The following is a 13296-nucleotide window of genomic DNA, read 5'->3' as shown; positions in this document are numbered from 1 at the left end:
GAAGTGGGAAGAGTAAGCTAAGCAGCCGCCAGAGGGGGGTAGAAAGTGCCGATGGCAACCCTCAACCCCTTGGAAGGCATCCAGTCGATGTACGCAAAATCCCTCTAGGGCAGACGTACAGCTCTGTAGCCACCTCTTAGTGCCGACGGGGTTAGCTGACGGGCTAGAGCTAAGAGATGCTCTCCCTGGCGTTTGCTCAGAGTAAGCCCCCGAAATGGTTCCCCCGCTCTTGTTCAAAAACTGAACAGGATTAGGCTGGCCAACATGGCTAGATGCTATCAGGGCTGATTCTCGATGTCAAGGCAATGCAATTTTATCCAATTTTATCAATATATGTATATGCAATGTATATGCAAACCTGCTGTGGCAAGTCTCTCGGCTATGGCTTCCAAGAGCCTCAATCCTCCAGTTGCTTAGCGCAGAGTTTGCAACTCTGAGCCCGAAGCCGTTTTTGAGTAGAACGCACGCATTTCTGTAAACCACTCCAACCGCGAGAGATCCCAGGTGTAGAACATGTGTCCGCCGCGATAATGACGTAGGGTGAGGTTGGCCTTCAACCGCGGATCCAACTTCATCAAATCCACCAGGTGATTCGAGGCAAAGTAGGGAGTGACCAGGTCGTAAAAACCATGATGAATGCTCACCCGCATGTGGGGGTTGAGGGCCATGCTGCTGCGCAGCTCGTCCATTGCGCCGATGAATCCTTGCTTCAACTCTCCTTTTAGGGTGAACCGCCAGGACTTGAACACCTCTAGGTTCAGCAGGTGATAGGTCAACTCCGTTTCTACTTGCAAGGTCTCCCGCAAGTGGCTGTTGATGGCCGCCGTGAACAAGCGATCTAGCCCATCCAAGGTGGGATCGGATCCCTCAAAGGTAGGCCGATCCGGAAAGGGATCCACCGTGGTTACAGAAGCATCGTAAAGCCCCAGCACCAGTCGCTGCGACCGCAACAGCTCGCGGGCAAAACTGGCGATATCGATCCGCCCGCCTTTGTGGGCCACATACTCTGGAGATAAGCCGATCCCTGCCGCCATCTCCTGATACACCGCTTGCCGTTCTGCCTCTGGCATCGCCTCTCCCATAGCCAAGAGGGGCAGCAGACGTTGCCGGGCAAAGCGTTCTGCTTTGGGCAGCAGGATCTGCAAATCCTCCCCCCAGCCACACCGTCCATGATGAGCTGCTGTAGCTACGTAGGAAGGGAAAAGCGTTGCCCAAGTGCTGAGGTTGTAATCGTTGGTCTCCAGCAACCCAAACTCAAGTGCAGGCGAGATGAGAATGGCCCCCGACAAGCCTACGCCAAACTTGGATTGCAGCTCCTTGGCCAGCCGCGCCACCCGAAACCCACCGTAGCTTTCGCCGGCAATGAAAATGGGGGAAAGCCAGCGTTTGTATCGGGAAAGGAAGCCCTGAATGAACTCGCCCAAGGATTGCAAATCCCGTTCCACATCCCAGAAAGGTGATTCCTTAGGAGGCTCCTCCGCCTTGGCATCCGGCTGAGGGGGTTTGGCCGCCGGATCGGATTTCTCCCGGGAATCTTTGGCGTCTTGAGAATCCTTGGGCAGGGCGCGGCTGAACCCTGTCCCTACCGGATCGACAAAGACCAGATCGGAAAAGGGCAGCCAGCTTTCGGCATTGTCCACCAGCCGCACCGGAGAGGGAGGCAAACTGCCATTGGGCCCGAAGCCAATCCGTTTGGGCCCCAGCGCTCCCATGTGCAGGTAGGCAGAGGCTGCCCCAGGCCCACCGTTGAACACAAAAGTGAGAGGGCGGTGCTGGGCAGCAGAGTCTTGCTTCAGATAGGCGACGTGAAAGATCTCGGCCACCGGTTTTTCCCGCTGAAAAAGGGTCTGCCAACCGGCCAGCGCTTGGTAGGTGAAGCTTTCCTCTCCAGCCGTAAACCTGTGCTCAGTGGAGGAGAGGGGGGGAGTGGGCTTGGATTCAGTAGCCATGAAATGAAAACAGGGATCGGCAACTTGATCCCCAGTGAATCACAAGTCGCCGACCATCAACACCTCCAAATGGAACCTCACAGCGTCAGCGGAGCTTCCAAGGTCAGATTGAAAGATTGGCCGGGGCGCAGCACCACCACCTGGGGAGCGGTAACATTGCCCACCACCACTCCGGTCACGGCGCCTCCTAAGACATTGCCCACCGAGACTCCGCCCGTGATGGCCCCCAAAATGGCCCCTGCGGCTGCCCCAATGGCTGCATCTTGAGCAATGGCCTCAGCCGAATACTGACGGGGATCCTTTTCGTCGTGGAGGATGTTGGAGGAAGCCCGTAGGCTGTAGGTACGACCGCCGAGAACAATAGAAGTACCGACAAAGCGGGATCCGCCCGGTGCAGGTTCCATCTGTCCAAAAACGCGGCTACCCGCCGGGATCACCAAGCGCCCCTGGCTGTCAAAAATGTTCTGAGTAACGGCCACTTCCAGGGGATAAACGGTGTCCGGGTAAAAGTATTGCGGCTCTTCGCTGCTCAGGCTGCCGACCGGGATAATCGTCCCCTGCTCAAGGCGGTAGGCACCCAATTCAAAAAGCGGCTGAGCCGAACTGGGCAAGGGGGCCAACGCAGGGATCCCGGCCAGGCCAAGAATGGCTGCTGTTAAGATAGCTTTCATGAGTAGAGTCTCCAATGCTTCTCCAAGTTCTGCCGAGTTCTGAGCAGTTGCCTGAAGCTATTCCAAGTCAATTTGCTTCCTTATCTCAACTTCTCTCCGCTTCTAGGTTACCGAATCCTTCCTGAAGCTTGTTTTCCCCCACAAGTAGATTTGTCTTCAACTGTTGGCAGTTTGGGTGACCATCCTGCAGCACAACGCCTCTTAGAAATGCTGGAAGGCTTGCTGACGACTGAGGGCTTGCCCGTCCTTCAGCCAGACGGTTCCCTGCGGATCCCAGCCTGTCACTTCTCCAATCCAAACGGCCCCTGGCAATTCTTCCAACAGATGCTTGGCCACCGACACCTCGGCACTGAGGAGCAGCTCAAAATCTTCGCCTCCATAGAGCGCCCATTCCAAGGCTTGGGCCGGAAAAGCCTGCCGCAAAGCTTCTGAAATCGGGATCCGCTCCACCTCGATCCTCGCCGCCACCCCGCTGGCCTGACACACCTGCACCAGGGCATCTGCCAAACCATCGCTGGTATCCATGCCGGCAATGCGCAAGGGATCCGGGATCCCTTCTAAGAGGGGCAACAGATCCAGTCGCGGGCGTGGGTATTGGTGAGCCCTGATCAACTGCTCGCGCTCGGCTGCCGTGGCTGAGGATCCCTGTTCAGGATGGAGAAGCAGTTCCAAGCCTGCCCGCGCATCTCCGTGCGGCCCTGTCACCACCAGCCAATCGCCGGGTTGAGCCCGTCTGCGCTGAATAGCCCGCCCCGGCTGCACCCTTCCCAAAGCCGTGATCGCCACGAACCGATGCGGCGACCGACACAGATCCCCTCCCACCAAGTGACATCCCCAGCGGGCGCAACAGGCTTGCATCCCTTGATAAAGCTCCTCCACCCAAGCGACCGGCGTGGATCCCGGCAAGCCCAAGCCCACCACCAACGCCTGCGGACGGGATCCCATCGCGGCCAGATCCGACAGATTGGCGGCCACCGCGCGCCAGCCCACCGCATGGGCCGGGGTCGTCAAATCGCTGAAGTGAACTCCCTCCACCAACACATCGGTTGTCACCACCAACTGCCCCTCCGGAGCAGCCAACACCGCCGCATCATCCCCCACCACCTGGGCCGGACAGTAGCGCTGCACGATCTGCAGCAGCCCCGCCTCCCCAATTGCTGAGATGGGTAGGGGGGAAGGATCGCCGTTTTGTGGAGAAGCACTGTCAGAAAGACCGGAGAACAAAACAGCCCTCTGAGGGTAGCGAGGATAGCAAAGCTGAAAAAGCTGATGGATGATGGGTTCTTGTTGGATATTTCCAAGGATCCCGCCTGCACGCCACAGGCAAGCTGGAGAATTCTACCCCGCCGTCCGCTGTCCAATTAGGGCATAGAAGGGATCCCCGCCTCCGCCTGCCCAAAAGCCCAGCCAACCCATAGGGGCAGGCCGCTGGATCACTTTCACCACCTCAAACCCCGGCACTGACTCAAAATAGCGCCTGACCAACTCCACCCGCCCCGCCTCGGAGTTGTCCCGCCAAGCCTGGATCGCCTTCTGGAAAAACATGCGATTGGAGAAGCTGACGATGAACAGGCCCTGGGGCTTTAGAATGCGATACACCTCTGCAAACACCTGCTCCGGCTGCTGCAGATACTGCACCGAAACCGTATTCAGCACCGCATCGAAGGAGTGATCGGGGAAGGGCAGAACTGGGTTTTGGTTCAAGTTCTGGATGAAGAAGTGATTGAGCCGGGGGTTGGCCGCCAGTTCCTCCGGGTTCATCCCATGCCCCTCCACATGGGCAAACTCCATCTCAGGCGGCAAATGGGAGACCCAACTGCTCATCAGATCGAGAATCCGGGTCTGGGGCCGCAGATGCTCGCGGTACAGATCGGTGAGCTGGCCGATGAAGCCAGAATCCACATGGGTCACAAAGCGGGGATAGCTGTAGAAGAGGGCATCGTCGCTGGGATCCAACTTGGAGCGCTGCCAATCCTTGAGCACCACCATGGCCGAATGATTTCAAAGCTTAATCAAAGCTAACATTTTGGAACCTTCAGAAAAGGGGCAGGCGTGATAGCTTAGCAGAGCAACGGTGGCCATTTCGCGAGGGACTCCTTGCCATGATGTCTGCATCTCACCCCTCGGCAGCGAGCCGTTCTTCTGCTGAGTCCGGCCTTGGCCTGCGGGAGTACGTAACCGAACTGCAGCTCCACATGGCCCTGCAGGCTCGCAGCCTTACCCCCTCTCTAAGCGTCTCCCCGGCTCAGGACAGCCCCCTGGCTCTGGTGCAGCAGGCACAGGCGGCTATGGAGAAGTCCGCTTCCCGCCGATGGCTTTGAGGGGCACAGCCTGGGCAGAGAGGCTCAGGCCAAACTTTTGCGCAACACCCCCTGCACCAGCAGAACCGACACTACGACAAACCCCGTCAAGAGGCCCAGGGATCCCGCCAGGGTGAGATCGCCCCAGGGAGCCTGCAGCACCACATCGGCCCAGCTCCAGCTATCGCTGCGGTAGACATGGCGAATGGGCTCGATGGCAAAGGTGAGGGGGTTGAGGCTGGCCACCCAACGCAGCCAGGTGGGCATAAAGCTCAGGGGAGCCAAGGCCGTGCTGGAAAAGATCAGGGGCAAGTTCACCAAAAAGATGAAAGCCAGCAATTGCTGGTGCCCCGGCATGGCAAAGGCCAAGCCCAAGCTCAGGGCCGTAAAGCCCAAGACCAACAGGCCCACGATCAGGGCCACCACCGCCAAGCCTGGCCCGTCGGGGATCCCGGCCCCAAGGGCGTAATCTGCCCCCACAATCACCGCCGTCTGCAACAGCGCCAAGCTGACGATGAACAGGCTAGAGGCGAGAACAATGGAAAAACGAGAGGTGAGGGGAGCCACCAACAGCCGGTTCAAAAAGCCAAATTCTCGGTCGAAAATCACCGGCACCCCAGCATTCAAGGCTCCACCAAAAGCCGTAAACACAATGACTCCCGCCCCCAAAAACTGGGTGTAGTTTTGTCCGGCCCCGAAAATGCCGGCAGGAGCATTCTGAAACAAAGCCCCAAACAAAATTAGCCAGAGCAACGGCTGGATAATGCCAACCAGCAAGGTTGTGGGGCGACGCTTCAGTTGGATAAACAAGCGGCGCGTGAGGGCGAAGGTCTCCTGCCAAAAGTCAGCCGTCAAAAGGGGGATCGGGTTAGATTGAACCGGGGAAGAGGCAGAGGTCATACCCAAGCTCCTGTAGAGTTGTGATCAATGAATGTGTGATGAATGAATGCAGTATCTAATCCATCAACCAATACAACCAATAAATATCTCGATATGCCTTTGTACAGGGATCAATGGGGCTCGATCATGAGGGGATGAAGTTACTTTTTCTTTTTGCCCAGATTGGCCTCGGCAGCGGCCAGCTCCGCATCCATGAGGGTTTGCCCGGTTGCCGCCAAATACACATCATCCAAGCTGGGACGAGATTGGGTGCTGCTGAACACCTCCAGCCCATGAGCTTGCAAGTGAGCGCGGATCTGGCTGAGGGGATCCTCCCCATTCCGCTGCACCACCAGGTTCAGGGCGTTGCCCTGGGCGCTGTTGATCACCACCTTCTGGACAAAGGGCAGGGATCCCAGCAGTTGGGCACCCCGCTGGGCCAGTTCTGCCGGGGCAAATTCCTGCAGCTTGACGGTGATGCGCTCGCCGCCGACGCGGGTTTTCAGCTCCTCTGGGGTTCCCTCGGCAATCACCTTGCCCCGGTCGATGATGGCCACCCGATCCGCCAGCAGGTCGATCTCCTCCAGGTAATGGCTGCTGAGCACCACCGTGATCCCTGTGTTCTTGAGTTGGCGCAGAAAATCCCAGATGGCCAACCGACTGGGAATGTCCAGGCCCACCGTGGGCTCGTCCAAGACCAGCACCTGGGGTTGATGGAGCAGTCCTGCCGCCAGATCCAAGCGTTTGCGCAGCCCGCCGGAGTAGGTACCGATGCGCTGGTCGGCACGGTCGGTCAGCCCCAGCAGCTCCAGGACGGCAGCGATTCGCTCTTGGGCCAGGGGGCGCGGCAGGTGGTAGAGGTCGGCCTGCAACTGCAACAATTCTCGCCCGGTCAGCACCTTATCCAAGGCCACCTCTTGGGCGACAAACCCCAGTTTTTCTCGTACCGCTTTGGGGTTTTCGCTGGCTGGGATCCCGTACACCTCTATCCGGCCTGAGTCGGGACGGAGCAAGGTGCAGAGGCAATGCAAAGTGGTGGTCTTGCCCGCTCCATTGGGGCCGAGAATGCCGTAGATCTGGCCGGGTTCCACCTGAAAGGAGACATCCGCCACGGCCACTGTGGATCCGTAGCGCTTCTGAAGTTGCTGTACCAAGACTGCGGGAGTACTTGACATGGGCATTCACATTTCGCTCCCTCTAGGCTATCAAGCCTCTACAGAAGATGAGGGGTGGCGATCGCCCCCATTTCTTGCCCCTTGCCGCCAACCCCCTAGGGATGGTGGGAGCTGAACCGAGGCTCACGGTATAGTGGTTCAGGCGAATCCGGTGGGGGATCCCTGCCCATCCTTCAACCTAGTCCGGTTGGGTCGAACCCTCGCCAAGGTGTTTGTTGTGGATCTGTGGAGAGGAGATGAATGCTGAAGCCAAAGCGTGCCTCTTGTGGGGGCTCGGATTCCCCCACCGCAAAAGGTTGCCCTGCTGTAGCTTATATAACTTTGGCGCTCTTGGCGCTCAGCTTGGTCGGTTGCGGCGAGGGAACCACTCCCCTGGGCCCACTGGAAAATGTCTTTCTGCGGGCAGATGATTTTGAAATTACAGGGGGATCCCCGGCAGCGGGCGCAGTGGGGCCTTACCTACAGTTCAACATGCGGCGGCAACGGGATAACCAAATCCTAAATCGCCCCCTCAATGTCTATGTGGACAACGCCGGGCTGGCAGAAAGGCGGAATCCCCTTTTGGATAACCAAAACCGTCCTATTCTCTTACAGCGCTCGGTGGCCTTCTTGGGCAATGGGCTGGATCTGAACAGAGATGGCCAGCCGGATCTGCCCCCCAAAGAACCCCCCAACTTCACCAGTGGCCCGCTGCTGCCCTACACCCCGCCCAATCAGTGGCAAAGTCGGGCTGCCCTTGCCTATGTCCCCGGACAGGCCAATATCCCCGGACGGAGTCCCAGCGACCGCTTTGGCATCTACTTTTCTTCCATCCTGCCCTACACCGGGCAGCTTCGCTTTCGCGCCCGCGACGAGCTGGGCAATGCCTTTGCCCGCACCTTTGAGGTCACCTACCCGCCGGCAGCCAGCCGCGCCACGGTCACGGTTACCTTGGCCAACCTCACCGCCACTGCCCAAGAGCCGGTTCTCATTGCCATTTGTAACCAGTTGGGAGCTGCTGCCGTGGTGGGCCTGCGGAGTGGCACGTTCACCGAGCTGGTGGATCTCCTGCCGGCCCCAGGGCTGCCGGTGGATCCCACCTTGAGCGAGCCCATCCGCTATGTGGCCGAGGCTTATCAATTGAACCGCGATCGAGCCGTCATCCGCGTTTCCCAGAATCCCGCCGATCCCAGCCGCATGAGCGTTCCTCTACTGGGATCCGAAGGGGCAACCGGTCGGGCAGATCTGACGCTGGTGAACTCCGCAGGGGATCGGCTGACTTGCTTCAACGATCGGCTTTCGGATCTGCGGGATACGTTTTCTGACTTTTTCAGATAGCGATTGATCGCAGTTCTCCACAGAGCCAGTTGGCCGTGAGCTGGCGCCTATGCCTCGGTTTTCTCAGATCGTCTCAAAGTCTGCCGGAGAAGCCCGCAGAAGAAGCTCGAAAAATCTGTTCATAGTGAGCCTTTTTGAACTCTACTTCGCTGCTTCCTTCCGCTGGAACATTCTGTTGCCTTACTGGCAAAATCCGGCCCTAACTTGGGGCTGCCCCCTTTTCCTGTCGGATTGGAGTGCGATATGCTGGTTTTCCACCTCTAAAAGCGTGATTTATTCCAAACTGTTTTGACTCCTATGAATCCCCATCGCTCTCAGGTCTCGGTTCCTATCCTGCAGGAAAACTGGCACTTTCAAGAGCGGGATGCTTGCGGGGTCGGCTTTTTGGTGGATCAGCGGGGAAGAGCCAGCCACGACCTCTTGCAGAAAACCCTTCAGGCTCTCACCTGTATGGAGCATCGGGGTGGCTGTGGCGGCGACGGCCAGAGCGGCGATGGGGCGGGCATTGCGACGGCGATCCCCTGGTCGCTGTTGCAAGCAGAAATGGAAGAAGTTCGAGCTTTGGATCCCGCTTACAGCGCGGTGGGGATGGTCTTTTTGCCTCAGGATCCCGCTGAGTGCCAGGCGGTGCAGCAGGTGATCGATGAATACTTGGCCACCACCGACTGGCAGCGGGTGGCTTGGCGGCAGGTGCCGGTCAATCCCGATTGCCTGGGGCCGATGGCGCGGCAGACCATGCCCTCTATCTGGCAGTTGATCCTTGCCCATCCCAGCCTGAGCAGAGATACCCTGGAGCAGCAGCTTTATCTGTTGCGGCGGCGCATTCGGCGGCGGGTGGAGGCTCAGTTTGGCTTTTATGCCCTGTACTTTGCCTCTTTGTCCTGCCGGGTCATCGTTTACAAAGGCATGGTGCAATCGGCGGTTCTGGGCCGGTTTTATCGAGATCTGCAAAACCCCCTCTACACCACTGCCTACGCCACTTACCATCGCCGCTTCAGCACCAACACCCTGCCGCGTTGGTCCCTGGCCCAGCCTTTTCGCTACCTTTGCCACAACGGCGAGATCAACACCTACCTGGGCAATGTCAACTGGATGGCCGCCCGCGAACAGACCCTTTCCCATCCCCGCTGGGGTACAGCGGTCGAGGATCTGAAGCCGATTATTGACCCCGGCACCAGCGACTCGGCGGGCCTGGACGCCGTGTTTGAGCTGTTGATTCAGTCGGGCTACTCCACTCAGCAGGCGATGATGGTGCTGATCCCGGAAGCCTATCGCAACCAGCCGGAGCTTCAGGATCACCCGGAAGTGGTGGATTTCTACGAGTTCTTCGGCGGCCTGCAGGAGCCCTGGGATGGCCCAGCGATGGTGGTTTTCTGCGATGGCAAAACCATCGGCGCCACCTTGGATCGGAATGGATTGCGTCCCGCCCGCTATGCGATCACCCGCGATGGGCTGCTGGCGGTGGGCTCAGAAGCCGGGGTGGTTGCCCTGCCGGAGACCGACATTTTGGAAAAAGGGCGGCTAGGCCCGGGGCAAATGCTGACGGTGGATCTGCAGAGCGGGCACATCTGCAAAAACTGGGAGATCAAAACCCAGGTGGCGGCCCAACACCCCTACGGCGAGTGGCTCAAAGCCCATCGCGTTCAGCTCAGCACCCAGGGCTTTGAAAATACCCCTCACCTCTCGGAAGAACAACTGCTCCAAGCCCAAACTGCCTTCGGCTACTCCTCGGAAGATGTGGAGATGATCATTGAGGAGATGGCGGCTACGGGCAAGGAGCCCACCTTCAGCATGGGGGATGATGCGCCGCTGGCTGTGCTGTCCACCCAGCCTCATCCCCTCTACGACTATTTCAAGCAGCGCTTTGCCCAGGTCACCAACCCCGCCATCGATCCCCTGCGGGAGAGCTTGGTGATGTCTTTGGATGTGTATCTGGGATCCAAGGGCAACCTGCTGGAGATCCGGCCTGAGCATGCCCGCCTGTTGCAGTTGCGCAGCCCGGTGCTCAACGAAGCGGAGCTGGCTGCCCTACAGCACACTCCTTTCCCCTGCCACACGCTCCCGATTCTCTACCCGGTGGCTGCTGGCCCAGAAGGACTGGCAGCCCAAGTACGGGCCCTTTGCCAGCAGGCGGCCCAGGCGGTGCGGGGGGGAGCTGAGATCTTGATTCTCTCGGATCGCGGCCTCAATGCCGAGCAGGCTCTGATCCCACCTCTGTTGGCAGTGGGCGCTATCCATCATCACCTCATCCAGGAAGGGCTGCGCCTGCAGACCTCTCTGGTGGTGGAGACTGCCCAATGCTGGAGCACCCATCACTTTGCCTGCTTGATCGGCTATGGGGCCAGCGCCGTTTGTCCTTATCTGGCCTATGAAGCTGTGCGGCAGTGGTGGCACAAGCCCAAGACACAAACCCAGATGGCCACCGGCAAGTTGCCCCAGCTTTCCCTGGCCGAGGTGCAACTGAAGTACCGCGCCGCCATTGAGGCAGGGCTGCTCAAGATTCTCTCCAAAATGGGCATTTCTCTGCTCTCCAGCTACCACGGGGCGCAGATTTTCGAGGCCATTGGCCTGAGCCAAGAGGTGATCGACCTGGCCTTCCGCGGCACGGTGTCGCGGGTGGGGGGCATGACGCTGGCAGATCTGGCCCGCGAGGGCATGGTGAATCACCAGCGGGCCTTCCCCGAACTCACCTCGAAAAAGCTGGAGAACTTTGGCTTTATCCAGGCGCGGCCCAAAGGCGAATACCACATCAACAGCCCGGAAATGGCCAAGCTGCTGCACAAGGCCATCGAATCGGGCCAGCCTGCCCACTATGAGATCTACAGGGCCCACCTGCGCAGCCGCACCCCCACCGCGTTGCGAGACCTGCTGGATTTCCGCAGCGACCGGGATCCCATCCCCCTGGAGGAAGTGGAACCGGCATCGGAGATTTTCAAACGCTTTGCCACAGGCGGGATGTCCTTGGGGGCCCTCAGCCGCGAGGCCCACGAGACCCTGGCCATTGCCATGAACCGCATCGGCGGCAAGTCCAACTCCGGTGAAGGCGGGGAAGATCCGGAGCGATATGCCCCCATCACCGATGTAGGCCCAGATGGCACCTCGGCCCGCTTTCCCCACCTGAAGGGGCTGCGCATGGGGGACAACGCCAGCTCGGCGGTGAAGCAGGTGGCCTCGGGCCGCTTTGGCGTGACACCGGAGTATTTGCTCAACGCGCGGCAAATTGAGATCAAAATTGCCCAGGGGGCCAAGCCGGGCGAGGGGGGGCAACTGCCGGGCAAAAAGGTGAGTCCCTACATTGCCAAGCTGCGCCGCTCCAAGCCGGGGGTGACCTTGATCTCGCCGCCGCCCCACCACGACATCTACTCCATCGAGGATCTGGCGCAGTTGATCTTCGACTTGCACCAGGTGAACCCCCAGGCCCAGGTGTCGGTGAAGCTGGTGGCGGAGGTGGGCATCGGCACGGTGGCGGCAGGAGTAGCCAAGGCCAACGCCGACATCATCCAAATCTCCGGCCATGAAGGGGGCACAGGGGCTTCCCCCTTGAGCTCCATCAAACATGCTGGGGCACCTTGGGAGTTGGGCCTGGTGGAGGTGCATCATACCCTGCTGGAAAACGGCCTACGGCAGCGCTCCATCCTGCGGGTGGATGGCGGCATTCGCACGGGTTGGGAAGTGGTGATGGCGGCCATGCTGGGGGCAGAAGAGTTTGGCTTTGGCACGGTGGCCATGATCGCGGAGGGGTGCATCATGGCGCGGGTATGCCATACCAACAATTGCCCGGTGGGGGTGACCAGCCAGAAGGAAGAGCTGCGCAAGCGCTTCCCCGGCACACCGGATCACGTGGTGACCTTCTTCACGTTTGTGGCGGAGGAGGTGCGCCAAGTCTTAGCCCAACTGGGCTACCGCTCTCTGAAGGAGGTGATCGGGCGGGTGGATCTGCTCTGTCCGCGCGCCGATGCGGTTCTGCAGAAGACCCAATCCTTGAACTTGGAGTGTCTGCTGCGAACTCCCCCCGGTTTTGATCCCAACACCCTGCCCGACTGGTTGGAGCATGAGCCGGTTCACGCCAACGGCCCGGTGCTGGATGAGCAGATCCTGGCTCAGCCGGAGGTGCAGAAGGCGGTGGAGACCTGCGGCACGGCCACGGTGGAGATCCCTATCGCCAACACCGACCGCTGCGTAGGCGGGCGCATTGCCGGAACCTTGGCCCGCTTGTACGGAGATACCGGCTTTGCCCAACAGGGGGGGCAGTTGGATCTGCGCTTTGTCGGCAGCGCCGGCCAGAGCTTTGGCGCTTTTACGCTGGCGGGGATGCGCCTGACCCTGACAGGAGAAGCCAATGACTACGTGGGCAAAAGCATGTGCGGGGGTGAGATCGTCATCTTGGCTCCCGGCGATGCGCCACGGGATCCCTCGGAAAATGTGATCTTGGGCAATACTTGCCTGTACGGAGCCACCGGGGGTTACCTATTCGCCAACGGCCAGGCAGGGGAACGCTTTGCGGTGCGCAACTCGGGAGCGCAGGCAGTGATCGAGGGATCCGGCGACCACTGCTGCGAGTACATGACCGGTGGTGTGGTGGTGGTGCTGGGGCGGGTGGGCCGCAACTTGGGGGCTGGGATGACCGGCGGCCTGGCCTATGTGCTGGATGAGCAGGGCGACTTTCCCGCCAAGGTCAACGGGGAGATCGTGCGCATTCAGCGGGTGCAGACGGCGGCAGCAGAGGCACAACTGAAGAGCCTGATCCAGGAGCACTATCGCCGCACCCATTCCCCCAAAGCGGAGCGCATTCTGCAAAATTGGGAATCCTATTTGCCTCTGTTTTGGCAGGTGATCCCGCCTTCGGAGGAGGGCAGCGAGCTGACGGATCCCTTGCGATCCCAGCCGCTGGCAGTGGAGTCTTAAGGATCTCTCAGCTAGAAATCGCAGGAGCCCCGCACTGTACCCGTAGGGTCAGTGTCGGGAGGAATGCGGAAGTTATGATAGAACCATGACCCAAGTCCTG

Annotated in this window: 9 protein-coding genes and 1 riboswitch; of the genes, 3 read left to right on the top strand and 6 right to left on the bottom strand. The window is 59.6% G+C overall.

Annotation, left to right across the window (positions count from 1 at the left end; all coding sequences use genetic code 11):
• Positions 1-125: 125 nt before the first annotated feature.
• A riboswitch (cyclic di-AMP (ydaO/yuaA leader) is annotated at positions 126-267 on the bottom strand.
• 146 nt (positions 268-413) lie between these two features.
• The 4 genes from ACVWYZ_RS09835 to ACVWYZ_RS09820 form a co-directional block, all read right to left on the bottom strand.
• Entirely contained in the window at positions 414-1949 is a 1536-nt protein-coding gene (locus ACVWYZ_RS09835) for a S10 family peptidase (RefSeq protein WP_457466934.1), read from the bottom strand.
• 77 nt (positions 1950-2026) lie between these two features.
• Positions 2027-2620 carry a hypothetical protein gene (locus tag ACVWYZ_RS09830; protein WP_414408003.1) on the bottom strand — a complete coding sequence of 198 codons (594 nt, stop codon included), beginning with the start codon at positions 2618-2620 and terminating at the stop codon, positions 2027-2029.
• Positions 2621-2821: 201 nt separating this feature from the next.
• Positions 2822-3844 (bottom strand): thiamine-phosphate kinase, encoded by a 1023-nt coding sequence (gene thiL, locus ACVWYZ_RS09825; protein ID WP_457466933.1) that lies wholly within the window; start codon positions 3842-3844, stop codon positions 2822-2824.
• Between the two features lie 114 nt (positions 3845-3958).
• Entirely contained in the window at positions 3959-4609 is a 651-nt protein-coding gene (locus ACVWYZ_RS09820; protein ID WP_414408005.1) for a class I SAM-dependent methyltransferase, read from the bottom strand.
• Between the two features lie 116 nt (positions 4610-4725).
• On the opposite strand from ACVWYZ_RS09820, the gene ACVWYZ_RS09815 reads away from it, so the two are divergent.
• The gene (locus ACVWYZ_RS09815; protein ID WP_457466954.1) at positions 4726-4941 is read left to right on the top strand and encodes a hypothetical protein; all 216 of its coding nucleotides are present in this window, start codon (positions 4726-4728) and stop codon (positions 4939-4941) included.
• 24 nt (positions 4942-4965) lie between these two features.
• Here the strand turns inward: ACVWYZ_RS09815 and ACVWYZ_RS09810 are convergent, their stop codons facing one another.
• Entirely contained in the window at positions 4966-5820 is an 855-nt protein-coding gene (locus tag ACVWYZ_RS09810; protein WP_457466932.1) for an ABC transporter permease, read from the bottom strand.
• Between the two features lie 140 nt (positions 5821-5960).
• Complete coding sequence (locus ACVWYZ_RS09805) at positions 5961-6980, bottom strand: ATP-binding cassette domain-containing protein (protein ID WP_457466931.1); 1020 nt, start codon at positions 6978-6980, stop codon at positions 5961-5963.
• 234 nt (positions 6981-7214) lie between these two features.
• On the opposite strand from ACVWYZ_RS09805, the gene ACVWYZ_RS09800 reads away from it, so the two are divergent.
• Positions 7215-8291, top strand: a complete 1077-nt coding sequence (locus ACVWYZ_RS09800; RefSeq protein WP_457466930.1) for a hypothetical protein — start codon at positions 7215-7217, stop codon at positions 8289-8291.
• Positions 8292-8588: 297 nt separating this feature from the next.
• On the top strand, positions 8589-13196 hold the full coding sequence (locus ACVWYZ_RS09795) for a glutamate synthase-related protein (protein ID WP_457466929.1): 4608 nt from the start codon (positions 8589-8591) through the stop codon (positions 13194-13196).
• Positions 13197-13296 lie beyond the last annotated feature (100 nt).

Source organism: Thermostichus sp. MS-CIW-37, from assembly GCF_054060065.1.
Note: the sequence above shows the minus strand (reverse complement) of the source record. Positions and strands in the feature narration are given on the sequence as shown.

Excerpts from the sequence above, each read along its gene's own strand:
- ACVWYZ_RS09820 (WP_414408005.1), bottom strand. The coding sequence starts at position 4,609 with ATGGTGGTGCTCAAGGATTGGCAGCGCTCCAAGTTGGATCCCAGCGAC.
- ACVWYZ_RS09795 (WP_457466929.1), top strand. The coding sequence starts at position 8,589 with ATGAATCCCCATCGCTCTCAGGTCTCGGTTCCTATCCTGCAGGAAAAC.
- ACVWYZ_RS09810 (WP_457466932.1), bottom strand. The coding sequence starts at position 5,820 with ATGACCTCTGCCTCTTCCCCGGTTCAATCTAACCCGATCCCCCTTTTG.
- ACVWYZ_RS09800 (WP_457466930.1), top strand. The coding sequence starts at position 7,215 with ATGCTGAAGCCAAAGCGTGCCTCTTGTGGGGGCTCGGATTCCCCCACC.
- ACVWYZ_RS09835 (WP_457466934.1), bottom strand. The coding sequence starts at position 1,949 with ATGGCTACTGAATCCAAGCCCACTCCCCCCCTCTCCTCCACTGAGCAC.
- ACVWYZ_RS09830 (WP_414408003.1), bottom strand. The coding sequence starts at position 2,620 with ATGAAAGCTATCTTAACAGCAGCCATTCTTGGCCTGGCCGGGATCCCT.
- ACVWYZ_RS09815 (WP_457466954.1), top strand. The coding sequence starts at position 4,726 with ATGTCTGCATCTCACCCCTCGGCAGCGAGCCGTTCTTCTGCTGAGTCC.
- ACVWYZ_RS09805 (WP_457466931.1), bottom strand. The coding sequence starts at position 6,980 with ATGCCCATGTCAAGTACTCCCGCAGTCTTGGTACAGCAACTTCAGAAG.